Genomic DNA, 23,258 nt, shown 5'->3' with positions numbered 1-23,258 from the left:
CCTTAATCAAGAAAAGTAAACATATCATCAACTTCAGCGTACTCATCAGTCACTTGGTTTTTGTCTTTGGCTTGTAGTACCAGTTCATTGACAAATTTCCCGATGATTTGCTCCCAACCTGAGCTTTCATTGCGCAGTAGGTTTTTTATCGATTTGGCGACATCTGGGGTAATTTGATGAATTAAGGCTAATAAACTGCGCGGGTCATCCATAGCCAGACTATGGGCTTCTTCATCGGTTTGCCAGGTGTCATAACCGACTGTTTCACCATCATCTTCGTCATCGTAAGAATCAAAAATGGTGTTGTGGTCTGTTTCGCCTGATGGCGCCAGAATCAATTCAATAAAGGGAATTGATAAGTAAAATAACCCAGCAGGATCTTCAGCAATACATTCTAAAATAGCAGCTTGTTTTTCTTCAGTACCTTGAATACGAATAAGGTAGGTTAAAAACTCAAAGGTATGATGCATTAGCTCATCAACATTAGTTTTAACCTGCTCTTCCCAATACAAAGGCTGTTGGCATACGATGTCGCGGATCTGCTCTGGCGTCATCAGCTCAGACATGATCGATGGACATGAAATATCATGATGACTATTGATTTGAGTTAAGGTAACAATATCCATATGCTCAATAACATCAACAAGTTGTGCATCATTCATTGTGTTGGCAATGATTTCGAATCGCTTACTGGCTTGTTGTGGCTCGACATCAGCGAGTGCTTTAATCTCTTCTGCTGCAAGTTCAATAAGATTGTTCATTAACGCTCCTCATCATCATATTGGTCGTAATAACCTTCTTCATCTTCGCTTTCTTGCTCGTCATCATTGTTATATGGATCATAGCCATCGTCACTATCACCACCTTCAGATGTAGCAAAAGATTTAGTCGGTGCAACTACGTTATCTTGAGTATTAAGCAGATACACCACGGCGCAGCTTTCAATTAATAGCTCTTCTGAATATTTGCGCACGGCAAGTACTAAAGGCACATCAGCATTATTAAATTGTATGGTGACTTTAAACTCGTCCCAGCTTGGCATTACCGCGCTATCGATCCAGCCGGCCCATTTGATTTTTGCTTCGTCTGAGAAACGAATACGGTTAAATAAGGCAACCGGTAAATACTCGGGTACCGCGGCTAGCATCGACGGATCGGCTAATAAAATCTCTTTCATTGAGTTAGTAAATTTAGCTAATGCATCAGGGGTATCGGGATCGTTGTACGATTCGATATTGTCATAGGCATTATTTTTTAACTCATTGATGCGTGAGATATTCAGTGTTTGGCTCATGGGTTTCTCAAGAATAAAATTGGTCCCACAGCTCGGTCATTGCCGCTGTAGGATTGGTCACGATGACATTATTAAAATCTTTAATAAATGCAGTTCTTAATTTTTTGTCAGATAAAATATCATAGGCATTTTTAACCCTTTGTAGCTGCAGGGCTGCTTGATGTTTTTCTTCTTCTGACGCGTTAAGCAGTTTATCGGGATGTAACTTATTTGATAAACGTTTATAAGCTTTTTTTATTTCGTCTTCTTTGGCACTGGCTTTGACACCGAGGACAGTGAAGTGGTTAATCATATTTTTACCTGTGGCGAATGAACTTGGATAGGCGAGTGCTAATCCATTAAATTATGATTATTTGGGTGCAAATAATAACAGAATTACTGTGTTTCCCATAAAACTATCAGTAAGTTTAGCTTAATACAAAATACACAGGTTATATTTTCAACAAATATATTAGTCATACAGAGGATTGTAACTGTGATATCGGCAGTTAAGCGATATCGCGTTATGGCCGTTATAGAGCCATTTAGGCGTTTTTTGCTTGATAAAATAACAGCTTAAAATAAAATTATGATGGCAGTAACAAGAGCACTAAGTGCTCTTTATTGCAGAGTGGCCTCACTTTTATGGTATTTTTTATGGCCTGTTTACTTGATCAATTTAAGTAAAGACTTAAAGCGCTCACCTGTAGCTTGGTGTTGCAGTTCAAATAAGCAAGATTCAGTGTTAGTGAGTTTAGCACCTAAAGCTTGCATCATTTCAATTCCGAGGGATTTATTGGCCTCAATGCGCGATGACACGGCATCGGCAACTAAATGCACATGATAGCGATTAGCCAGCAAATCCTGACAGGTTTGATAGACACAAACATGGGTTTCAATACCAGCGAGAATAATCTGATTGCGGTTTAAACGCGTTAACTGCTGCTGAAATTCCTGACACTGCCATGCGCTAAAGTGAGATTTAGCAATCACTTGAGTTGTTTTAGACAAATGCTCGCTCAATTGCGCCGTGGTAGGGCCTAATTTATCGGGCAGTTGTTCCAGCCATAAAATTGGGATATCAAATAATTGTGCCCCTTGGATCAAGATAGCGAGCTGATGATGCAGCGCCGAAGATTGCTGCATTACCTGTGCAAGCTTACCTTGAACATCCACAATCACTAATGCAGATTGATCCGCAGTTAACATAAAAACTCCTTTGTCTATGGGTCAATAAGTGAGTTGCTAAACTAAACTTCAGATAAGCTTCATCTCACTTTATAGCTGAGTTAGAGTAAACCTTGTTAGGGCTGGCTGACTATTGTCTAAAGGTCGAAGCTTTATTCGGTAGTAAGGGTTAATACTATTTAATTGCTTAGCACTCACTTACTGTAATTCAAGGAAGAAATGATGAAAAAACGTATTGTTATTTGTGCCGATGGCACCTGGAACCGTCCAGAGAAAGATCTTAAAAAAGACTTTCCAACCAATGTACTACGTATTGCCAGAGGCCTTAAACCCGTTGCCGATGATGGTGTGGCGCAACAGGTGTTTTACGATTGGGGTGTTGGTTCTTACTATGACTCAGTTTCTGGCGGCATCACGGGTAGTGGTGTTCAAAAAAACATTATGGATTGTTATCGCTATATAGTTCAAAACTACCATGAAGGCGATGAAATTTATCTGTTTGGCTTTAGCCGCGGCGCTTATACCGTGCGCAGTTTATGTGGCTTAATTAATAATTGCGGTATTCTAAAGCGCCCCGATGCCAATCAAATCCAAGCTGCGTTTGAGCACTATAAATCTAAATCAAAACCCTATAAGCCTGATGGCGTCAAATCCATCGCCTTTCGCGAGCAGTATAGTTATCCATCAAGGCAGGTTAAATTTGTTGGGGTGTGGGATACCGTCGGAGCTATGGGGATCCCGTTTTCATTTTTAGGCCTATTTGAAGACAAAGATGAGTTTTACGATACTAAATTAGGTCGTAATGTTAGCGTGGCGCGCCATGCCTTGGCCATTGATGAAGTGCGCGATGACTTTAGACCGACCATTTGGCAGCCTCGCAGCAACATGAATATTCAACAAGTGTGGTTTACTGGGGTGCACAGTAATATCGGTGGCAGTTATAAACCCGATGCTGATAAAAGCTGTTTGTCTGATATTGCGCTTAAATGGATGATGCAACAAGCCAGTGAATTTGACTTAGCATTTGAGACCCATTTGCATGACAGTTTGCGCCCTAATCCTATGGCGACCAAGCATAAGTCTAAAAAACATGTGTACCGTATTCGTGGCGAATATCTCCGGCCGCTGACAGATTGTGAAGCGCCAGTTCTGATCCACCTATCGGTAAAACAGCGCTGGGAGGCAGATGATAATTATCGGCCTAAAAACTTACAAACTTATATCGATAGTCATGGCTGGCCCGCTAGGTTAATCGAGTAAGGCTGTTATCATACTGATCGATAAAAAATACTGCTCGCTAATAAGCAATAACCATAAAAAAAAATTCAAAGGAAAGGCATGTTGTCACCAAAATCTATCGTGTTCGCTATCACACTTGTAGTCAGTCTTTTTTCTACTTCGGTGTTGGCAGCCAATGCGACTGTAGAACCCGCTAAACGTATCATAGCGCTTTCGCCCCACGCGGTTGAAATGCTCTATGCCATCGGTGCTGGCGAGTCTATTGTTGCCACTACTGATCATACTGATTTTCCAGAGGCAGCAAAGTCTATTCCCAGTATCGGTGGTTACTACGGTATTCAAATTGAGCGAGTGTTAGAGCTAAACCCTGACTTAATCGTGGTGTGGAATAGCGGCAATAAAATGGACGATATAACGCAATTAAAATCGCTGGGTTTTAATGTGTTCGATAGCTCCCCTAAAAGCCTTGATGATGTGGCCAATGAATTAGAGCAACTGGGTGAGCTTACAGGTAATCAACAAAAAGCAGCGCAAGTGGCAGCAAACTATCGTCAGCAGCTAACGGATATCCGCGCTGAAAATCAATTAAAGTCGCCGGTAAAAGTATTTTATCAGTTATGGTCAACGCCGTTAATGACGGTTTCAAAAGGCAGTTGGATAGAACATATTATCGAAGCTTGTCATGGTGAAAATGTCTTTATCGATGCCGCCAGTGAATACCCGCAAGTAAGCGTAGAAAATGTATTACTCACCATGCCTGAGGTGATTTTACAGAGTCAGGATGAAGGTAATGTGATTGGCGTTAACTGGTCAAAGTGGCCAGAATTACCTGCGGTTAAGAATCAGCATATCTATCAGCTCAATGCTGATGTACTGCACCGCGCCTCCCCACGGGCTATTTTAGGTGTTGAAGCCTTGTGTAGTGCATTAGATAAAGTGCGCTAAGCCTAAAGCTGCTTGAATTAACTATTCAATCTAGATTGCCAAAAAGTGTCCGCGCGGACACTTTTTTTGTTTTCGGACACTTCTCATTTTAATGCGGACACTTTACAGGGTGTCCGCGGACACTTTCGATTGTTGGTCGTATAATTAAAATATCTTAAGTATCTAATTAATATCATTATTTAATTTATGGCACAGCCTGTGCTATATCCAATGCAATATGATTGATAAATGCAGCAGCATTGAGCGCATTCTAGGATTAATGATGATTAAAGATACCAGCGGACAAGATAAGGTTATTCAGCCAAAGCTAACCAATAAGCTAAAAATGCCATTAGTGATTGGTACCCTTGGCTTGTTGATGAGTGCGTTGGTGTGGGCAAGCTTAGGACATGACAATAATATTCGCTCAATTGATGCAACTGACTTAAGGCTAGCAACACTGACTCGCGGCACTTTGGTTCGTGATATTGCCACCACCGGGAAAATCGTAGCTGCTAATGCACCTGTTTTATATAGCACTGAACAAGGTGTGGTGACTATGCTGAGCCAACCTGGCGATATCGTTGAACTTGGTCAAGTGGTTGCTCAAATAGAAAGCCCTAAGTTACAAAATTCTTATGAGCAGCAGCAATCATTGTATGGGGCAATGGAAAGTAATTTAGAACGGGCCAAGTTAGATGCTCGCCGAGAACAACTCAGAGTTAGCCAAGTGTTAGACATGGCCAAAGTGGACTTAGAGGCGGCAGATCGTGAAAGTCGCCGCGGCGATCAACTGATTGAAAGCCGTTTGATTAGTCGAATCGATTTTGAAAAGGGTAAGGATGATCTGCACAAAGCAAAATTGCTGCATCAACATGCCATTGCCGAAGTTGACTTAATGGGCGATACCTTAGCATTTGAGCTTAAAAATCGTGCCGAAGAAGTGTCTAGACAAGCGTTAGTGGTCAAGGAGTTAGCCCGTCAACTTGGTGCGCTTAACATTAAAGCCCCAGTGAAAGGCATTATTGGTAACTGGCTGGTGGAGCAAAAAGCCCGTATTGGTGCCAGCCAACCTATTTTAACCGTGGTGGATTTAAGTGCCTTTGAAGCAGAGCTCGCCGTACCTGAATCTTATGCTGATGACTTAGGTATCGGCATGGATGTAGAGCTGAGCTTTGGCAATATCAATGTCATGGGGCAATTGTCCTCAATCTCACCAGAAGTGCGTAACCGTGAAGTCACTGCCAGAGTTCGCTTTGATGCTGATGAGCAATTGTCATTACGTCAAAATCAGCGCTTATCGGCTCGAGTATTACTGGAAAACCGCCCCAATGTATTAATGGTTAAGCGCGGCGACTTTTTAAATCGCGGTGGCTCAACAGCTTATTTATTGACTGATGATATAGCCCAAAAGACGGCCGTGACTTTAGGTGTGAGAAGTATGAGTCAGGTGGAAGTGATTGAAGGCGGTAAAGAAGGTGATGTGTGGGTAATTTCAGGCACCGAAGCTTTTAGTAACGATGACACTATTCAGCTTAGATAAGCTCAAATTAGATAATCAGAATTTATAAAAACTTAAATTTTATCCAACAAATTTAATCCAAGCTCGGTAAGGGTACGACCATGAAAAAATTACAAACTAGACCCTTTATTAGTGTGCTGGCTTTGATGCTTTTAAGTTTAGCGGTGAGTTATCGTATAGATGCCAGCCTAGACTGGTTGTCATTCACTTTTCAGCTCATTGATTTAACCGCTCAAGTGTCAGATAGCGCGACTGAAGCGGTTCAGAATGACTTAGTTAACGCCTTCATCAAGCTCGACATCTCCTCAGTATTACAGATAGTGGTGATTTTTTAACGCCTATTTAATCATGCCATATCGATCATATATGGAAGGTTAAACAAATTAATTGAACTTGAAGTGGTATGAAATACCGCCGAGTTAAACAAGGAAATACAACAATGTTATCAATGAAAAATATTAGCAAAGTATTTAAAACGGACTTAGTCGAAACCCATGCATTACGGGAGTTTAACCTTGAAGTGGCAGAAGGTGAGTTTGTTGCTGTAACAGGGCCATCAGGTTCAGGTAAAACCACCTTTTTGAATATTGCAGGTTTGCTTGAAGGTTTTACTGACGGCGAATATCACCTTGATGGCGTCAATGTATCAAACCTTAATGACAATAAAAGTGCCCAAGTTCGCAATGAAAAAATTGGTTTCATTTTCCAAGGTTTTAACCTTATTCCAGATTTGAATTTAGCTGAAAATGTTGAAGTACCTCTGCGCTATCGTGGCTTTAATAAGGCTGAGCGCAAGCGCCGTGTGGAATCAGCATTAGAACAAGTCGGTCTTGCTGCCAGAATGAAGCATTTACCGACGCAACTATCCGGCGGGCAACAGCAACGAGTTGCTATTGCTCGCGCGCTGGCAGGTGAGCCACGCTTTTTACTTGCCGATGAACCAACAGGTAATTTAGACAGCTTAATGGCGCGCCAAGTGATGGAATTATTAGAAAATATTAATCAGTCAGGGACCACCATTATTATGGTAACCCATGATGCCGAACTTGCTCGCCGCGCTCAGCGCAATATCCAAATTGTCGATGGTCAGGTTTGTGACTTTTCCATGTATCAACAAGCTGACCACAGTGTGGTAGCCGACTTACAAAAAGTCGCTAACGGCGCTTAATGACCGAGTAGGAGAGTCACTATGTTTTTATACTATTGCGATCTTGCTTGGCGCAGCATCAAGAAAACACCCATGTTGTCATTGCTAATGATATTAGCCATATCCATAGGTATTGGCATTACTATCACCACCTTAAATGTTTATAAAACCATGTCTTATAACCCGGCGGGTGATCGTAGTGATCAAATCAATTCGGTGCAGTTGTGGAGCCAAGGATTAGATTCATGGGATGAGTTCATGTCAAACATCACCTACACGGATGTAATTAACCTTAGAAATCATAATGATCTAAAGCTTAAAGCCGCTTCTTATCGAACGGGACTGGCCATGCAGTCTGATGATCCTAAAAAAGAGCCGACTTTAGAAAGTGTTCGAGTGATTGATGGCGATTTTTTTACCATTTTTGAAGTGCCATTCCTATACGGTGAGCGATGGGATAAAAGTGTTGATTCTCTGCCAGCGTATCAAGTGGTGATTAGTGAAAAACTTAATACTACTTTTTTTGATGGTGAGAATAGTATTGGTAAAACAATTTATTTAAACCGTAAACCATATCAAATTGTTGGGGTGATAAAGGATTGGAATCCACAACCTAAATACTATGATCCTACCAATGGTGGTTTTAATGATGCAGAGAATATATTTATTCCCTTCTCATTAACCGAACAAGAAGAATTTGATGTTTGGGGTAATACCCAAGGATGGCAGTTTGAACCGATGTTGACCCACCAAGATAGATTGAATTCTGAGAAAGTTTGGATTCAATTCTGGACACTATTAGATACAGAAGCTGATAAGCAACAGTTACAAACGTGGTTAACGCAATATGTTGAACAGCAACGCAGCTTTGGCCGCTTTACTGATACGGCTAAAACAGCCAAAGAAGCTGTACAGATAAGTCATGTGGAGAAGTGGCTTGAGGACAATAATGTCGTACCGAGGGATAACAAAATCTTAGTGGGATTGAGTGTATTGTTTCTGACGGTGTGCTTAGTCAATATTCTTGGATTATTGCTGACAAAGTTTTTAAAGCGTGCGCCAGAAGTCGGTGTTCGCCGTGCTATTGGTGCTAGCCGTGGGCAAATATTCAGTCAATATATGGTTGAAGTTGGCATTATCGGTTTTATTGGTGGCGTGGTCGGGTTGTTATGGGCTTGGGGGGCACTAATCCTGCTTGAATCACAATTTAATGTCGATGCCAGCGTGGCAGGGCTTGATAGCAGTATGTGGATTATTACCCCATTAATTGCCATTTCAACCGCTGTGTTAGCGGGTGTTTATCCTGCTTGGGTCGTGTGCCGCACTAAACCAAGTGTGTATTTGAAAGCACAATAGCTAACCAGAAAAAGGAATTCGACATGTTACATATCAAACCGATTATTTCGAGTTTATTGCGCAGTAAGAGCGCGCCAGTTCTGTTGTTACTGCAAATCATGCTTTCAGTAGCGATTGTGGCTAATGCCAGTTTTATTATTCATGAACGCTTAACCATGATGCAGCGCGACTCAGGTTACGCTGAAGAGCAAATCTTTAAATTTAATGTTTATAACTTTGACCCCGCAATTAATAATATTGAGCAGAACAAAATTGACCAGCAAATATTGCGCAGTTTGCCTAATGTGATTGATGCGTCATCAACGAATATGATGCCGTTAAGTGATAGTGGTTGGATGGACATATATAACGATGGACCAGATAGTGATACTGCTAAAACAACGCCTGGTTTTGCCTTTTATTTAGGTAGCGATCATCTGTTAAACACCATGGGAGCTAAACTCATAGAAGGGCGTAATTTTAGGCCTGAAGAAATGAATACCAGCTTAGATGACAGCGGTATGTTAGCCATGGTGTCTCAGCCTTTAGCTAAAGAGTTTTGGGGCGATGAATCACCCGTGGGTAAAGTCATGTATCAAGGTGAGACGCCCATTGAAATAATCGGGGTGATTGAAAAGCTGCAAGGGGCTTGGGTAGATAACCCAAATTTTGAATACAGTGTGATGCAAAATATTGATTTTGGTGGTCAGAGTACTAATAAGACCTATATGGTAAGAGCACTACCTGAGCACATAGCTGATTTGGAAGCGATCATTAAAAAGGCGTTCCATGCAGAAAACCCTAATCGGGTTATTGATAACTTTTCATCGCTGTCAGACCTTAAAAAACAGACCTATAGTAATCACCGTTTAATGGCGACAGTGCTGAGTATGATGGTGGTGCTATTGCTATTGATTACTGCATTAGGCTTGACGGGAATGGTGATGTTTAACATTCAGCGCCGCACTAAACAGATTGGTACTCGCCGTGCATTAGGGGCTAAAAAGCGCGATATAGTCAGTTATTTTATGGTTGAAAATTATTTAATTTGTATTGCTGGCGGCATTATCGGGGGCTTACTGGCGATGCAATTAGGTCAACAATTAATGACGCTATATAGCCTGCCTATGCTGCCCAGTGTTTACCCTATCTCTGCTGTGGTGGGTTTATTGTTGGTGACGACACTCGCAGTCATTCTTCCTGCCGTTCGCGCCTCAAGTATTTCACCTGCAATGGCCACCCGCAGCGTTTAGAGTAAACATACCGTAAGATGGTTCTCGTCAATGAGGCTATTTTACGGTAGTTTGAACCCCATAAGGGTATCCCTAAAAAAGAGAACAATGAACACACATGGATAGTATTTTAGTCGTTGATGATAATCATGCCATTTGTAGCGCTCTGACATTAATGTTGGATATTCATGGCTATAAATCATTAAGCTGCGAAACCCCAGAGCAAGCTTTACAGATTGTGGCAGAGCAAGATATCAGCTTGGTTATTCAGGATATGAACTTCACCCAGGACACCACCTCTGGTGAAGAAGGCCGCCAGTTGTTTTATACCTTACGGGAACAACAACCCAATTTACCTATCATCTTAATGACCGCCTGGACTCAGCTAGAAACCGCGGTTGAGCTGGTTAAAGCTGGGGCTGCTGATTACATGGGTAAACCTTGGGATGATGCCAAGCTGCTAAATAGCATCAGTAATTTATTATCGATATATCACTTATCCAAGCAAAATAACCAATTGTCACGGCTGGATTCAGAACGCATGAGCGCCATCAAAGACGCTGATTTATGCGGTATGGTGTTTGGCAGCGGCGCCATGCAACGTTGCATTGACTTAGCACTGCAAGTGGCGCGCTCTGATGTGTCGGTGATGATCACCGGGCCCAATGGCGCAGGTAAAGATAAAATAGCTGACATTATTCAAGCCAATTCATTGTTAAAAGATAAGCCGTTTATCAAAGTGAACATTGGCGCCTTACCAATGGAGTTATTAGAAGCAGAGCTGTTTGGCGCCGAAGCAGGGGCTTTTACTGGCGCTAATAAAGTACGCATTGGCCGCTTTGAAGCCGCAGATGGTGGCACGTTATTTTTAGATGAAATCGGTAATTTACCCTTATCGGGGCAAGTGAAATTACTGCGGGTATTACAAACCGGCGAGTTTGAGCGCTTAGGCAGTCATCAAACCCGTAAAGTCAATGTACGTGTCGTTAGTGCCACCAATGCCGACTTAGGCCAAGACATTGCCAATGGTCAGTTTAGAGAAGATTTATTTTATCGTTTAAATGTTATTGAACTAGCGTTAGCGCCGCTTAATCAACGCATTGATGACATATTGCCATTAGCCAACTTCTTTGTCGGTGAATCATTTTGTTTTGATAAACAGGCGCAGCAAGCGCTATTAACCCATGCTTGGTCGGGTAATGTGCGCGAGCTTGAGAATGTTTGTAAAAGAGCGGTGTTATTGGCTAAATCATCACAACTAAGCATTGCTGATTTAGGGTTGTCAATGTTGCAAACGCTGACAGAGCAGAATGCACTAACAAAGACTTCATCGCACAACGTACCTCTTACTAAAGAGTTTCCTACTCAAGACCACACAGTTACGTCGACAAACACCACTGTAGAGCCTGATAAGCAACAAATTGAACAAGCGTTAGTGGCGCACAGTGGGGTTATTTCCAGAGTCGCTAAAGCACTGGGGTTAAGCCGCCAAGCACTGTATCGGCGGATGGAAAAATATGGCTTGTCAGTGAATAAGTAATTTTGCTCAGCAACGTGGTTATGGAAAACCAGTATGAACATCAACTTAGAGAACAAACCTTAAATGAGCCTACGTAACAAACTGGTACTGTCAAATTTAGCCTGCACCCTAGTGTCGTTGTTGCTGGCTTACGGTCTGTGGCAATGGCTTGGGGATGAGTCAGTATGGGCCGCGGTGGTTGTGAGCTTGGGCCTGTGTTTTCTCATCAGTATGTACCTGACTCGTCAACTGGGCGAAAGCTTACAAGCATTAGAAGTCGGCTTACTCAACTTTAAAGATAATGAATTTAGTGTGTCATTACCTGAATATGCTGAGCCGCAACTTAATGAACTGGCCGATTTATACAATCAAGCCTCGGCCAAGCTGCGAAAAGAGCGGCAGTTTATTTATCAGCGTGAATTAATGCTCGATAAAGTGATACAAAACTCGCCTAACATCATGTTGCTGGTGGATGATAATCAGCGAATTATTTATGCTAACGATGCTGCCAGGCACTTATTTAATCAGGGGATTAGAATTGAAGGCATGCTGCTTTTAGATTTGATTGCAGTGTTACCAAGCGCGTTAAAGCAGGCATTAAATAGTGAGCATGAAGGCTTGTTTTCCATTGATGCCAATGGCGAAGGGTTAAGCGATGATAGCGCGGGTGAAATCGAAACCTGGCATATATCACGCGGGCAATTTAATCAAAATAATCAACGTCATCATTTAATTCTACTTAAACAATTAACCAAAGAGCTTAATCGCCAAGAAGTGGCGGTGTGGAAAAAAGTCATCCGCATTATCAGCCATGAGTTGAATAACTCTGTGGCGCCTATTGCCTCAATGGTCAACTCGGGCCGAATATTAACTAAAGATTTGGATAACGAACGATTAGCGCTGATATTCGATACCATCGAAAATCGCACCGCCCATTTAAGCCAGTTTATTTCCCATTATGCCCAATTTGCTAAGCTGCCTTTACCGAAAAAGGCGCCAGTTAATTGGGATAATTTAATCGAGCAGCTAGCCCAGCAGTATCGGTTCAGTTTAACTTCAGCATTGCCGCAACAAGCCATTGCCTTAGACTGTGTGCAATTAGAACAGGTGTTAATCAATCTGCTTAAAAATGCCCATGAATCTGGGGCTGATAAAGATGGGGTCACGGTGGCGTTTCTAGAGGTCAGTCATCCGCTAACTGGGGTGATGATCACCATTGAAGATAACGGTTTAGGCATGTCTAGCGAGGTGTTATCCCAAGCCTTATTACCGTTTTATTCAACTAAACAATCGGGCACTGGCATTGGCTTACCCTTATGCCGCGAAATAGTTGAAGCCCATGGCGGTCATATCACCATGCAAAACCGTAAAGAGAAAGGCTTAAGCGTTAAATTGTGGTTGCCTAATGAATAGTCGTACTTAGTTAATAACGGTAAGAATAAAGAAAGCCCAATAGATAGTCTCTATTGGGCTTTTTTGAAGTGTTAATCATAGTATTAATAACAATATCACTGTTTAAGCGAGTGATGATTGTTATTGATAAGTGCTACGTATAAGCGCTGTTTATAAATACTCAACTTCCAGTGCAATCAACATCGCATCATCATCTTCAGAGGTGAACTCGGCTTTTAATACAAAGTCATCACTTTCGACATTAATGATCTCATACCATGCACTGGCTTGATCGCTAAAGTGTGCCAACATAGCTTCACGGGTGGCTGGGATATTAATGGATTTTAAATAAGCCATAAACTGCTCATCAGACTCAATAGGGTAGTTAATACTCTCAGAGAGTTTTACTTTTTGAATGACATTATTGTAATGCTTAACCTGCACATTTTTTGACAGTAAACTCCAAACGCCGTTGTTTGAAAATTGAATAACATTAGGCACAAAACGGTTAACTAGCGCATCGAGCGTGCTGGGTTGATTGTTCTCAGTAGGTAAAAGTACTTCAGTTAACTTTTGGCTATTGAGCTCCGAAAATAATATCTCATCATTATCACGGCTGTATTTTCTTGATTTAAAGGTGAAACCTGTGAGCAGTAATTCAGGCTCATCGCTGGTGATAGAAGAAAACTCATCAAACTCTAACGTCAGTAAGTTTTTATGATTGGAGACGATATATTCTTCAGTACTGGTTTGCTTTAAATAATCAAGCTTATTGCGCACTTGCAGTACTTCATCACGGTATCCGGCTTTATCATCAATCAGCCAGTTATTATCAAACCTTTCGTTGTAGCTAATTAAATTTTTGCCATTGTAGTTAAGTAAAGAGCGATCTTTATAGGATATTTGCTGAATTTTATTGTTGTCGATAATAAACCACAGCTCGCGGCCATATAGCCATGCTTGGGATTGATCTTTTAGGGTAAATAAAGCGCTGGCAGGACCTAGTAATTCAATCAGACGTTGGGTTGAGTCATCAATGCTAACCCCGTAGGCGCTAGATAGAGTCACATTAGTTGAAGGAAAGCTTGCTTCTCTTGCAAGGCTAGATAATTCTTTTTCTGACAGTATTGTAATCGCAGGGCTAATTTGTGACTGCGCTAAAGTGACTTGTGGCGCAGTGGTCGTTTTGGGTTTAGCTGCAATGCGATTGGTCGTTGCTGCTGTTGAAACCTTAGTGGCTGGCGCCGGTTTTTTAAAGCTAATGGGTTTACGGCTAAGTTGATTATAAGCAGTTTTCACCGAAGATAACCGGTCATCTTCGTCGCAAAAATCAATTAAGTCAGCAGTGATAATAATTTTATTGGCTTCAATTAAATTAGTAATAATGACGGCATCGACCCGCTTTTGTTTGGCTTTTTTCTGGATCAGGCGAAAGCTAGTTTCTATTAATTTATCATTTGAGCTATTTTTAAGGGTATTTTCCACATAGATGCCATCGATCACTGTTGGCGTGCACATAGGCAGATGATCGAGTATCGGTGGTAACGATTTAGCTGAAACTTGTAAACTGACAAAGAGTAAAATGAGAACCAGTAATCTGTTCATAATTTAGCGCTTCCTTGTGGGTGTTTTTATTATTATCCATCACGAAATAAACGTCATTACATACACGATGGTTAAAAGTAATTAATCAATTAGCCTTCTTTTTCATGAGGTTATTTTTGTCACTCCAATTCATTATCAGCTGGAGCACAAGCTCTAACTTAACAATTCATTAACAAGGGTGTCAAAAGATTTTTAGGAATAAGTAGTTAAAAAATGTGCATAAAAACAACTGTTGTTGTTTAATAATGATACAGCTAGGGTGGCGAGTATTAGAGTCATAATCTGCCAATGGTTTATCTATTTATTAGCAATGACTGACAAACCCTGAACGCGTGAAGGGTTGCGATCGTGACAGTGGCTCAAATTGCAGTGAACAGAGCACTCAGCTAAAGCTTTGAGCTAAAGAATTTAGCTAAAGTATAACTTATCGATATTGTGCATAAAATGGTTAGATTTATGCTGTCAGTAGGCTGGGGTTCATTGCTGGAGGATTACCTTTAGTAACCTCAATCAGGGCGCTGTATCAGTTGCATTGGTGAAGCTGTTACTAGGCTGTTATGACTGACAGCTAATTTAACCAAGGTGTGTTTCTGATTTTAAAGGCTTAATAATGAATCACTTTGTTTAAAATAAATTCTGATGACTGTGCATAAGTTAGTAGTAACGGTTTTACAGGGTGGAATGGTCCATGGGTAATCAATTATTTATAAAACATTAGCTGAATAAAACATTGGGCTTAAAAAGTAATTAATGATTTACTAGTAATTAATGACCTTAACTTACTCGGGCTGCTTTTATGCAAACGTTACTGATTTGTCTGTTTATCACAATCTTATTACCCTATTTAGCCAAGGGGCCAGTTGCTGTGGCAATGGCAAAACTCGGCGGTTATGACAATGCACATCCGCGGGCACAGCAAGCCAAGTTAACCGGTTTTGGCGCAAGAGCACTAGCAGGGCATCAAAACGCCTTTGAATCTTTGATCGTTTTTGGTTTATGCAGTTTAACCGCGATCGCAACTGATAATGTTAATGCTACTGTTTCGACGTTAGCTATGGTGCATGTGATTGCTAGAGTGAGCTATCACTTGCTGTACTTAAAGGGCTTATCAACTATGCGCTCACTGGCTTGGTTTGTGGCAATTTTCTGTTCATTTGGCATTTTTTGGCAAGCTTTTTAAGCTTGGAAAATTTTAAACTTCTTTAATCGATATAAACCTTTCTACAATTTACCTTTAAGGTCAAATACTGGCATTGTAAAAATTTCATCATATAATTCTTATACCTATTGCTATCAATTGGGTTTATTAGAGGCGCTGCTATGTATACCGAGCAATTAATGATGTTAATCGCCGTATTTGAACGGGCAGCCTTAATGCTGATGCTGCTGTTTTTGCTTACTCGCACCCGCAGCTTTCAAAAAATCATCACCAAACCAAATCGAAAACCGATTGAGATGGCGATGATGTCGCTGTTATTTACTTTATTTGCGGTTATGAGCACCTACACCGGCATTGAGGTCGATGGCTCCTTGGTTAATGTGCGTATTATTGCAGTGTTATCTGGCGGTATCCTTTTTGGCCCTTGGGTGGGGATCCCAGCAGGTATCATCTCAGGGCTGCATCGTTACTTAATTGATCTTGATGGCGCGACTTCAACCGCCTGTTTAATATCGAGTATTTTTGCAGGCTTTCTGGCAAGTTGGATACATGTCGGTGTCGATAAAAAACACTATACCTGGTATGGCATTTTAGCGGGGGTTATCTGCGAGGTGCTGACCATGGTGCTGATTGTGGTGCTTTCAGATGATTATGAGCAGGCAATGGTGATTGTGCGTCACATTGGTTTGCCGATGATATTGGGCACTGTGTCCATTGGGCTGATTATCAAGTTAGTGCAAGATATTGACGATGAAAAAGATTGGATTGCTGCGCAGCAGGCAAAATTGGCCTTAGATATTGCCAATAAAACCTTACCTTATTTTCGTCAAAATGATCGTCAGTCGTTAATTGCGGTTTGCCAGATCATCCGCCTTGATACGCAAGCGGATGTGGTGGCGATAACTGATACCACCTCAGTACTGGCTTATGTGGGTATAGGTCAAGAAAACTACCTAGAGCCCCACAATAAAATTAACGAGATGACCGAGCAAGCCGTTGCCACAGGCAAACAAATTATTAGCAATAACCTTGATGCCCATGACTTTCATTCATTGTTAATCATTCCATTAATGGAGAACAATGTCGTTACTGGTACCTTAAAAATATTTTACCGTGAGCCTTATCAAATTAAGTCTTCACTGCGGGAAATGGCGGTGGGATTATCGCAGCTGATTTCTACCCAAATGGAAGTGTCGCGCATCGAACAGTTAAAAACCATGGCCTCAAAAGCAGAGTTTTCGGCGCTGCAAAGTAAAATTAATCCGCATTTTTTATTTAACGCCCTCAATGCTATCTCTACGTTAATACGTATTCGGCCTCAGCAAGCTCGAGAATTGATCGCCAAACTAGCGGATTTTTTGCGCTTTAATTTAGATCACACTGATGAGCTGATAGATATCCAAGAAGAGCTGCAACAGGTGCGGGATTATGCCGCGATTGAGCAGGCGAGATTTGGGCCTAAATTAACCGTCAGCTTTGATATTGATGATGTACACACTTGTGTGCCAAGCTTACTGATACAGCCGCTGGTGGAAAATGCCATTTTACATGGCATTCAGCCTGCGTCTTATCCTGGTGAGGTGCTGATTACGGTTAAAAAGCAGCAAGATGATCGGGTGAAAATTACCATTCGTGATACTGGGGTTGGCATCGATCCGGCTTTGATTGATAAGTTGCACCAAGGAACCATAGACAGCACGAGCATCGGCTTGATGAATGTACACCAAAGGTTAAAGCTACTCTATGGTGCTGGCTTAGAGATTACTGCATTGACAAAAGGCACTGAGATGTCTTTTTTCATTCATTAGAAGACTATAGGGGGGACTATGTTAAAAGCCTTGATTGTAGAAGATGAATACCTAGCACGAGAAGAGCTGATTTATTTGATCGCAACCCATAGTCAGATTGAAGTGGTAGCGACCTTCGATGATGGTCTTGAAGCTTTTAAATACCTGCAAAGCAATAAAGTGGATGTGATATTTCTTGATATTAATATTCCATCCATTGACGGTATGTTATTGGCGAGAAACATTCATCAATTTTCTGAAAAGCCGCATATCGTGTTTGTGACTGCCTATAAAGAGCACGCCGCAGATGCCTTTGAGTTAGAAGCATTTGATTATTTGCTCAAGCCTTTTAATGAGCAGCGGGCTATTGGGGTGTTGCAAAAACTTGAGCAAGCTCAAAAACACCTACCAGCGGCAGATATCAATGTCGAGTCTTTGCCAGTGAATACCGACAAGCCCAAGCCTAAGGCCAGCAGCCTTAATCAGACCATTAATTTAACCCAAAACAACCGCATTGTGGTCAGCTATATTAGTGATATTTATTATGCGGTTGCCAACGAAAAAATCACTGAGGTATATACTCGCGAAGGGGTGTTTCATGTGCCTTATACCATTACTGATTTGATGGAACGTTTACCGAGCGAATCGTTTTTTCGCTGCCATCGATCCTATTGCATTAATATCGATAAAATTCGTGAAATCATCCCTTGGACCAATAGCACCTATCTGTTAAAACTGCGCGATATTGACGGTGAAGTGCTGGTGAGTCGCAGTAACATAAAAACCTTTCGAGCACTGATGAACTTATAACCGCTGCTGTCATTGGCTAGCTAACGAACTATTCAACACCGCCTACCCATAAAGACGACTCAAAAAACGATACAACCACCCTTGCTACTGCAGATAAGCTCACTCAGCATTTAACCCCCATAAATGCATTTCATGCCGATATATTGCATTTGATGCCGCTATTTTACAGCTCATGTTTTAGTTAATTCAGACTCTTGTCTTCCTCTCAAAAAGCCGTATTTTGACCACCATATTGTTAAATTAATCATTAATTATTGCTGTGGAGAGTGACACTATGTCAGCACAAATATCAAACCGAGCGCGTATTATGACGCTTATTGGTACCATTTTGGCGCAGTTCGCCTTGGGTTCGGTATACACATGGAGCTTATTCAATGCCCCGTTAGCTGAGAAACTGTCGCTTCCAGTGAGTAATGTGGCGTTTACTTTCGGTATTTTAAGTTTATCACTAGCCGTGGCTTCGTCAGTGTCAGGCAAGTTACAAGAGCGCTTTGGGGTTCGTAATGTCACCATTGGTGCTGGGCTATTAATCGGCGCGAGCTTATTTCTTACTGCGCATGCAGATAGCCTATTAATGCTATATGTATGTGGCGGCCTGTTAGTGGGTTTTGCTGATGGTACCGGTTACCTAATGAGCCTATCTAACTGCGTTAAATTATTCCCTGAACGTAAAGGTTTAGTGTCTGCTTGTGCTATTGGTGCTTATGGCCTTGGCAGTTTAGGCTTTAAATACATCAACATGTATATGCTGACCCATTCAGGTTTGGCGATGACATTTGATACATGGGCTGTGATTGCCATGGTGCTAGTCATTGCGGGTGGATTAATGATGAAAGATGCCCCCCTTCAAGAAGTCTCAACCGCAGAAAACAGCGTTGCAAACAGAGACTTTACACTGGCGCAAGCAATGAAATCATCACAGTTTTGGGTACTAGCATTAATCTTTTTAACCATCTGTATGAGTGGCTTATACGTGATTGGTGTGGCAAAAGACATTGGCGAAGGTTATGTACATTTAAGTATGGCAACAGCAGCATCTGCAGTGGCAGTGATTGCAGTGGCTAACCTTTCAGGTCGTTTAGTTCTTGGTGTGTTATCTGACAAAATGGATCGCATGAAAGTCATCAGCATTGCGCTTATTGTATGTTTAGCGGGTGTCGGTTCACTGTTATTTGTTCACTTAAATGCGTGGAGCTTTTACTTAGCCGTTGCCTGTATCGCCTTTAGTTTTGGTGGCACCATTACTGTGTTCCCATCGCTAGTGAGTGACTTCTTTGGCCTTAACAACTTAACCAAAATTTATGGCTTTATTTATCTTGGCTTTGGTATCGGCAGTATCATTGGCTCTATTGTCGCTTCGTTATTTGGTGGCTTTGTTCCGACTTTCTACTTAATGCTAGGACTTATCGTATTATCAACCGTCATCTCTTTCATGGTGAAGTTACCAGAAAACAAGCCTTCTTTAGCCATGGCTAGCTAGTTTTAATTACGCTATTGGGCCAAGAGGTCTGAATATAGCGTTAAGCTTTTTTCGTTCCAACCTCCTTTACGCCGCAGCAATGCGGCGTTTTTTTATCTGAACTTAAACAGGTCAGCTTAAGTCTTTGAAAAAGTAGTGCACTTTAACTCGCCAAGCTGCTTTCTCATGTTTAGATTGGTGTTATTGGGGTATGATTCATTATTAATCAAAGGCCCTCAATGAGTATTAACCAATCCTCCTATGAATGAAGATATCACCATTGCACTGCCTTCGCTTATTCATCGCATCGGTGGCAGCGCCGCCAAGCAGGCTAAAGATATGGCTACGCAATATGGTTGTGAGCTTAAGCGAGTGCGTCGTTCTCGCAATTGGCAACTCGTGGGAGATGCCATTAATATTCAGTCTTTTGCCGCACAGTTATCAGGGCAAACTAATAATGAGTTTGCCTACCTGATAAAAAAGCTAAACATCGCACTGCTTGAACATAGTGACAAGTTAGAACCATTAGCCGTAAAACTGGTGCGCCTGCTCACTGAACGCCCGTGTACCACCTTAGCTGAGTTGATACAAAGCACCGGCTGCACAGAGGTTGAAGCCAGAGTGGCTCGTTTTGAGGCTGACTCTTAGTGATGATGCTTTAAGGTGTTATAAGCAGGGCAATGTTGCTGTTTAGATGAAGTATTACAATTTGAATTGGCTTCCATGCCAAGCTCACGAGTTCTCGGAATAAAGAGTCTCGATGACCTCAATTCAAATTGAGTCTTTTAGACTTTTAATGTTATAGATTTCTAACGTTAGCTCTTTTATTGCCACGAATGCAGTCAAATCGAAGAGATAATAACCCCTGTGTAGATGCAGCAGCGAGCTTCTGACTGCCAAGGATGGCGGGAACAGTCATTATTTGTCGGGAACAAATATGACCAAAACAGGCATTTGTTGTGGCAAAGTTTATGGGCCTTTTGACTTATATAAAGAGTGCAGCGTCTCGCAGTTGTATCTGCACATAAGGTCGCTGTTTCACATCTAACTCATAGGGATATGGGTTAGATGTCATTATGATGTAGGGAACATCATTGACTATGTGATCGCGACATTCGTATATTCTATATAGCACCTGCGGCAGGCAATAGATTAAACTGAAGTAATGGACTACTGAAAAAGAGCCAATATAAACGAAGTATAAAGTTGGTGGCTGTAACGCATTTATGCCCCAAAATGATTTTCACTGGTAGAAGTTGTTAGTAGCGCAATTAAAGCTTCAGCCTTATAAAAGCTAATGCGGGACGCAAGATATAAGACCTGCGTGAACATTGCACTTTATGCAATGATGACAGTTCTTTGTTTCACTCAGGCGGAGAAACTGGGAATCAGTTCTTTCTATGTTCTAACTCATTGTTGATACACTGGTTTACTGTTAGTCTTGAGTGATTAAAGTACTGGCGACCTGTTCTTATTAAGACCGTTCTTATTCGGAATTCAGCCTAATATACTGTTAGATTTTTATGCCTACATCAGCATTCCAAGCTACTAAGGATAGTTTAAATGATTAAAAAAGTATTATTAGCTTCTTTGTTAATTGTATCAATTTCTGTTTCAGCCAAAGAGGCTGGAAATTCACCTGATAACTTATCAAATGAAGATAAGCTGTATGGTTTATCATTATTTTGGAAAGAAGCAAGCTACAACTTTGCATTTTTTGATCAAGTACCTGACTTAGATTTTGATAGTGCATATAGAGAATATATTTCCAAGGTATTAGCTACTGAAACAACTTACGAGTATTACCGCGAGCTAATGAAATTTAATGCTTTATTACAAGATGGGCATACTAATATTTACTTACCCAAAGGGCTTTCTTCGAAGTACGTAGACTGGCCAGCTTTAAGTTTAACTGAGGCTAATCACCAAGCTGTAGTGACTAAAGTAAAAAGGGAACTACAAGCGGAGATTCCCTTAGGCTCTAGTATTATCTCTGTTGATGGAGTTGATTTAAAAACTCATTTGAAAACTAATGTTATGCCTTACATTGCTAGTTCAACCGAACACATTTTATGGAATAATGCAGTAAGAGATATGTTAGATGGAGCACCTAACACCAAAGTTAACTTTACTATAAAGACTCCATCGGGAGTGCTCAAAGATGTAACACTTACCAGAAACTCACGACGCCAAAAAGCAGATAAAGTATCTTTAAAGCAACCAAGTTCCAATGGAGAACTATTTGAGTTTAAGTGGTTAGATAATGAAGTGGCTTATATAGCTTTGAACGGGTTTCATGATGAAAAAATTTTGCAACACTTTAATTCTGCTTACGGAAATATTAAAAAGTCTAAAGCTCTAATTATTGATCTTAGATTTAATGGAGGTGGCAACTCAAGCATTGCTGCTGAAATATTGTCTCATTTTACCAATAAAGACTTAGAAGGCTCAATTTGGAAAACTAAAAAGCATATTGCTGCATACAAGGCATGGGGGAATTACAGTGAAAAGTATAAGGACTATGCCCAAGATAACGCGTGGGAATCTGGCTCTATGGAGTTACTTAAAGCAAAGGAAAGTAATAATCACATAGTGCCTACGTACGTGCTTATTGGAAGACATACCGCCTCTGCGGCAGAGGACTTTTTAATTTATGCAGATAAATTGAAGCACTTTACAACTATTGGCGAAAAAACTTATGGCAGTACCGGACAACCTATTTTCTTTGATTTACCCGGTGGCGGTTCTTTAAGAATTTGTACTAAGCGTGATAGCTACCCTGATGGGAAAGAGTTTGTAGGGTATGGAATTACTCCACAAGTTACTATTAATCGTATGCCTGAACATCTGAGGTCAGAAAAAGATATTGTGCTTTCTAGTGCGATTAAAAAGCTGAAAGAAAAAATCTAACAAGAAAATAAACAAGGACTTAAAACAGTTGGCTTTAGCTCCTTCGTCGCTTATTCTAGCCAACAATTTTAAGCCTGTTATTTGGGCGTTACCATATATCCACTTGCCATACATTTCCTAATAGGACTCATTACTTTAAGAACTTTAAATCCAACAAGCTTCTGTCCAAAAGTGATTTAGGCGCTTAAATAATACTTGCCTACAAACTTCTCTAATACAAAAAAAGCAGCTAACCACGGTTAGCTGCTTTTTAAAATTCTTTAATTCTTATGTGTATTCAGAAGAATAAGTTTCTGAATAAGAATGAGAATATAGTTCAAATAAGTTTCCAAATGGGTCTTCTAAATACACCATTTTGTAAGGCTTATTATCATCTTCTGGATGATAGCGCATGATGTCCATTCTGACTTTACCGCCGAATTTTTCAACTCGCTCGATAACGCCTTCAAAGTCATCTGTTTCTAACGAGTAATGGAAGATACCGATTTTAGTGAAGTCGACATGATGTCTTTCTTCGCGGTCTTTCATTTCAAATAACTCAAAGCCGATGCCATCAGAAGTGACGAGGTGGGCGATGTTAAAACCTTTAAAACCATCACCAAATACCGCAATACACATTCTACCAATGGCAGTTTGTTTTTCTTCGATGACTGCTGAATTGCCCATGACAATTTCAAGACCTAATGCTTGGGTATAAAACTCGACGGCTTTATCCATGTCACCAACCATAATACCTACATGACTCATTTTCATAATA

General features: G+C 41.0%; 21 protein-coding genes. 15 read left to right on the top strand and 6 right to left on the bottom strand.

The features are described 5' to 3' along the window. Positions 1-2: 2 nt before the first annotated feature. From BCU91_RS16940 to BCU91_RS16925, 4 genes are all read right to left on the bottom strand, one after another. Positions 3-761: a hypothetical protein gene (locus BCU91_RS16940; protein WP_102531970.1), complete on the bottom strand. Its 759-nt coding sequence runs from the start codon at positions 759-761 to the stop codon at positions 3-5. After that, entirely contained in the window at positions 761-1,294 is a 534-nt protein-coding gene (locus BCU91_RS16935) for a hypothetical protein (RefSeq protein ID WP_102531969.1), read from the bottom strand. Before BCU91_RS16935 ends, BCU91_RS16940 begins: the two co-directional genes overlap by 1 nt. 7 nt (positions 1,295-1,301) lie before the next feature. Continuing rightward, complete coding sequence (locus BCU91_RS16930) at positions 1,302-1,586, bottom strand: J domain-containing protein (RefSeq protein WP_102531968.1); 285 nt, start codon at positions 1,584-1,586, stop codon at positions 1,302-1,304. Positions 1,587-1,939: 353 nt separating this feature from the next. Next, entirely contained in the window at positions 1,940-2,482 is a 543-nt protein-coding gene (locus BCU91_RS16925) for a hydrolase (RefSeq protein WP_102531967.1), read from the bottom strand. A 201-nt stretch (positions 2,483-2,683) separates the two neighbouring features. Here BCU91_RS16925 and BCU91_RS16920 point away from each other — a divergent pair, with 201 nt between their 5' ends. From BCU91_RS16920 to BCU91_RS16880, 9 genes are all read left to right on the top strand, one after another. Further along, positions 2,684-3,721, top strand: coding sequence for a DUF2235 domain-containing protein (locus tag BCU91_RS16920; RefSeq protein WP_102531966.1), 1,038 nt, complete (start codon positions 2,684-2,686; stop codon positions 3,719-3,721). A gap of 78 nt (positions 3,722-3,799) precedes the next feature. After that, positions 3,800-4,645, top strand: a complete 846-nt coding sequence (locus tag BCU91_RS16915; protein ID WP_102531965.1) for a cobalamin-binding protein — start codon at positions 3,800-3,802, stop codon at positions 4,643-4,645. 262 nt (positions 4,646-4,907) lie between these two features. Next, positions 4,908-6,167 (top strand): HlyD family efflux transporter periplasmic adaptor subunit, encoded by a 1,260-nt coding sequence (locus tag BCU91_RS16910; RefSeq protein ID WP_102476311.1) that lies wholly within the window; start codon positions 4,908-4,910, stop codon positions 6,165-6,167. A gap of 80 nt (positions 6,168-6,247) precedes the next feature. Further along, positions 6,248-6,481, top strand: a complete 234-nt coding sequence (locus BCU91_RS16905) for a hypothetical protein (protein WP_102531964.1) — start codon at positions 6,248-6,250, stop codon at positions 6,479-6,481. 104 nt (positions 6,482-6,585) lie between these two features. Beyond that, a complete protein-coding gene (locus BCU91_RS16900) occupies positions 6,586-7,314 on the top strand; it encodes an ABC transporter ATP-binding protein (protein ID WP_102476313.1) in 729 nt (242 codons plus the stop codon). A 21-nt stretch (positions 7,315-7,335) separates the two neighbouring features. Next, a complete protein-coding gene (locus tag BCU91_RS16895; protein WP_102531963.1) occupies positions 7,336-8,649 on the top strand; it encodes an ABC transporter permease in 1,314 nt (437 codons plus the stop codon). A gap of 23 nt (positions 8,650-8,672) precedes the next feature. Beyond that, entirely contained in the window at positions 8,673-9,881 is a 1,209-nt protein-coding gene (locus BCU91_RS16890) for an FtsX-like permease family protein (protein WP_102531962.1), read from the top strand. 97 nt (positions 9,882-9,978) lie between these two features. Continuing rightward, positions 9,979-11,400, top strand: coding sequence for a sigma-54 dependent transcriptional regulator (locus BCU91_RS16885; RefSeq protein ID WP_102531961.1), 1,422 nt, complete (start codon positions 9,979-9,981; stop codon positions 11,398-11,400). A gap of 63 nt (positions 11,401-11,463) precedes the next feature. Continuing rightward, positions 11,464-12,792 carry an ATP-binding protein gene (locus tag BCU91_RS16880; RefSeq protein ID WP_102531960.1) on the top strand — a complete coding sequence of 443 codons (1,329 nt, stop codon included), beginning with the start codon at positions 11,464-11,466 and terminating at the stop codon, positions 12,790-12,792. A gap of 150 nt (positions 12,793-12,942) precedes the next feature. Here BCU91_RS16880 and BCU91_RS16875 read toward each other — a convergent pair whose 3' ends face one another. Beyond that, on the bottom strand, positions 12,943-14,376 hold the full coding sequence (locus BCU91_RS16875) for a hypothetical protein (protein WP_102531959.1): 1,434 nt from the start codon (positions 14,374-14,376) through the stop codon (positions 12,943-12,945). A gap of 796 nt (positions 14,377-15,172) precedes the next feature. On the opposite strand from BCU91_RS16875, the gene BCU91_RS16870 reads away from it, so the two are divergent. The 6 genes from BCU91_RS16870 to BCU91_RS16845 all read left to right on the top strand — a co-directional run bounded on the left by BCU91_RS16870 (position 15,173) and on the right by BCU91_RS16845 (position 22,501). Continuing rightward, a complete protein-coding gene (locus BCU91_RS16870; protein ID WP_102531958.1) occupies positions 15,173-15,556 on the top strand; it encodes an MAPEG family protein in 384 nt (127 codons plus the stop codon). Positions 15,557-15,696: 140 nt separating this feature from the next. Then, complete coding sequence (locus BCU91_RS16865; protein WP_198590488.1) at positions 15,697-17,343, top strand: LytS/YhcK type 5TM receptor domain-containing protein; 1,647 nt, start codon at positions 15,697-15,699, stop codon at positions 17,341-17,343. Positions 17,344-17,361: 18 nt separating this feature from the next. Further along, positions 17,362-18,132, top strand: a complete 771-nt coding sequence (locus tag BCU91_RS16860; protein ID WP_102531957.1) for a LytTR family DNA-binding domain-containing protein — start codon at positions 17,362-17,364, stop codon at positions 18,130-18,132. Between the two features lie 274 nt (positions 18,133-18,406). Beyond that, entirely contained in the window at positions 18,407-19,612 is a 1,206-nt protein-coding gene (locus BCU91_RS16855) for an OFA family MFS transporter (protein WP_102438629.1), read from the top strand. A gap of 240 nt (positions 19,613-19,852) precedes the next feature. Then, a complete protein-coding gene (locus BCU91_RS16850; protein WP_102531956.1) occupies positions 19,853-20,239 on the top strand; it encodes a ribosome recycling factor family protein in 387 nt (128 codons plus the stop codon). A gap of 915 nt (positions 20,240-21,154) precedes the next feature. After that, positions 21,155-22,501 carry a S41 family peptidase gene (locus BCU91_RS16845; RefSeq protein WP_102531955.1) on the top strand — a complete coding sequence of 449 codons (1,347 nt, stop codon included), beginning with the start codon at positions 21,155-21,157 and terminating at the stop codon, positions 22,499-22,501. Between the two features lie 267 nt (positions 22,502-22,768). Here BCU91_RS16845 and BCU91_RS16840 read toward each other — a convergent pair whose 3' ends face one another. Further along, the gene (locus BCU91_RS16840; protein WP_102531975.1) at positions 22,769-23,254 is read right to left on the bottom strand and encodes a VOC family protein; all 486 of its coding nucleotides are present in this window, start codon (positions 23,252-23,254) and stop codon (positions 22,769-22,771) included. Between the last annotated feature and the right edge of the window lie 4 nt (positions 23,255-23,258).

Source organism: Shewanella sp. 10N.286.52.B9, assembly GCF_002873635.1.
Taxonomy (GTDB): domain Bacteria; phylum Pseudomonadota; class Gammaproteobacteria; order Enterobacterales; family Shewanellaceae; genus Shewanella.
This window is presented reverse-complemented; position numbering and strand designations above follow the sequence as displayed.

Bases quoted from the DNA above. Each gene is read 5' to 3' on its own strand.
- BCU91_RS16940 (WP_102531970.1), bottom strand. From the start codon at position 761: ATGAACAATCTTATTGAACTTGCAGCAGAAGAGATTAAAGCACTCGCT.
- BCU91_RS16935 (WP_102531969.1), bottom strand. From the start codon at position 1,294: ATGAGCCAAACACTGAATATCTCACGCATCAATGAGTTAAAAAATAAT.
- BCU91_RS16930 (WP_102531968.1), bottom strand. From the start codon at position 1,586: ATGATTAACCACTTCACTGTCCTCGGTGTCAAAGCCAGTGCCAAAGAA.
- BCU91_RS16925 (WP_102531967.1), bottom strand. From the start codon at position 2,482: ATGTTAACTGCGGATCAATCTGCATTAGTGATTGTGGATGTTCAAGGT.
- BCU91_RS16920 (WP_102531966.1), top strand. From the start codon at position 2,684: ATGAAAAAACGTATTGTTATTTGTGCCGATGGCACCTGGAACCGTCCA.
- BCU91_RS16915 (WP_102531965.1), top strand. From the start codon at position 3,800: ATGTTGTCACCAAAATCTATCGTGTTCGCTATCACACTTGTAGTCAGT.
- BCU91_RS16910 (WP_102476311.1), top strand. From the start codon at position 4,908: ATGATTAAAGATACCAGCGGACAAGATAAGGTTATTCAGCCAAAGCTA.
- BCU91_RS16905 (WP_102531964.1), top strand. From the start codon at position 6,248: ATGAAAAAATTACAAACTAGACCCTTTATTAGTGTGCTGGCTTTGATG.
- BCU91_RS16900 (WP_102476313.1), top strand. From the start codon at position 6,586: ATGTTATCAATGAAAAATATTAGCAAAGTATTTAAAACGGACTTAGTC.
- BCU91_RS16895 (WP_102531963.1), top strand. From the start codon at position 7,336: ATGTTTTTATACTATTGCGATCTTGCTTGGCGCAGCATCAAGAAAACA.
- BCU91_RS16890 (WP_102531962.1), top strand. From the start codon at position 8,673: ATGTTACATATCAAACCGATTATTTCGAGTTTATTGCGCAGTAAGAGC.
- BCU91_RS16885 (WP_102531961.1), top strand. From the start codon at position 9,979: ATGGATAGTATTTTAGTCGTTGATGATAATCATGCCATTTGTAGCGCT.
- BCU91_RS16880 (WP_102531960.1), top strand. From the start codon at position 11,464: ATGAGCCTACGTAACAAACTGGTACTGTCAAATTTAGCCTGCACCCTA.
- BCU91_RS16875 (WP_102531959.1), bottom strand. From the start codon at position 14,376: ATGAACAGATTACTGGTTCTCATTTTACTCTTTGTCAGTTTACAAGTT.
- BCU91_RS16870 (WP_102531958.1), top strand. From the start codon at position 15,173: ATGCAAACGTTACTGATTTGTCTGTTTATCACAATCTTATTACCCTAT.
- BCU91_RS16865 (WP_198590488.1), top strand. From the start codon at position 15,697: ATGTATACCGAGCAATTAATGATGTTAATCGCCGTATTTGAACGGGCA.
- BCU91_RS16860 (WP_102531957.1), top strand. From the start codon at position 17,362: ATGTTAAAAGCCTTGATTGTAGAAGATGAATACCTAGCACGAGAAGAG.
- BCU91_RS16855 (WP_102438629.1), top strand. From the start codon at position 18,407: ATGTCAGCACAAATATCAAACCGAGCGCGTATTATGACGCTTATTGGT.
- BCU91_RS16850 (WP_102531956.1), top strand. From the start codon at position 19,853: ATGAATGAAGATATCACCATTGCACTGCCTTCGCTTATTCATCGCATC.
- BCU91_RS16845 (WP_102531955.1), top strand. From the start codon at position 21,155: ATGATTAAAAAAGTATTATTAGCTTCTTTGTTAATTGTATCAATTTCT.
- BCU91_RS16840 (WP_102531975.1), bottom strand. From the start codon at position 23,254: ATGAAAATGAGTCATGTAGGTATTATGGTTGGTGACATGGATAAAGCC.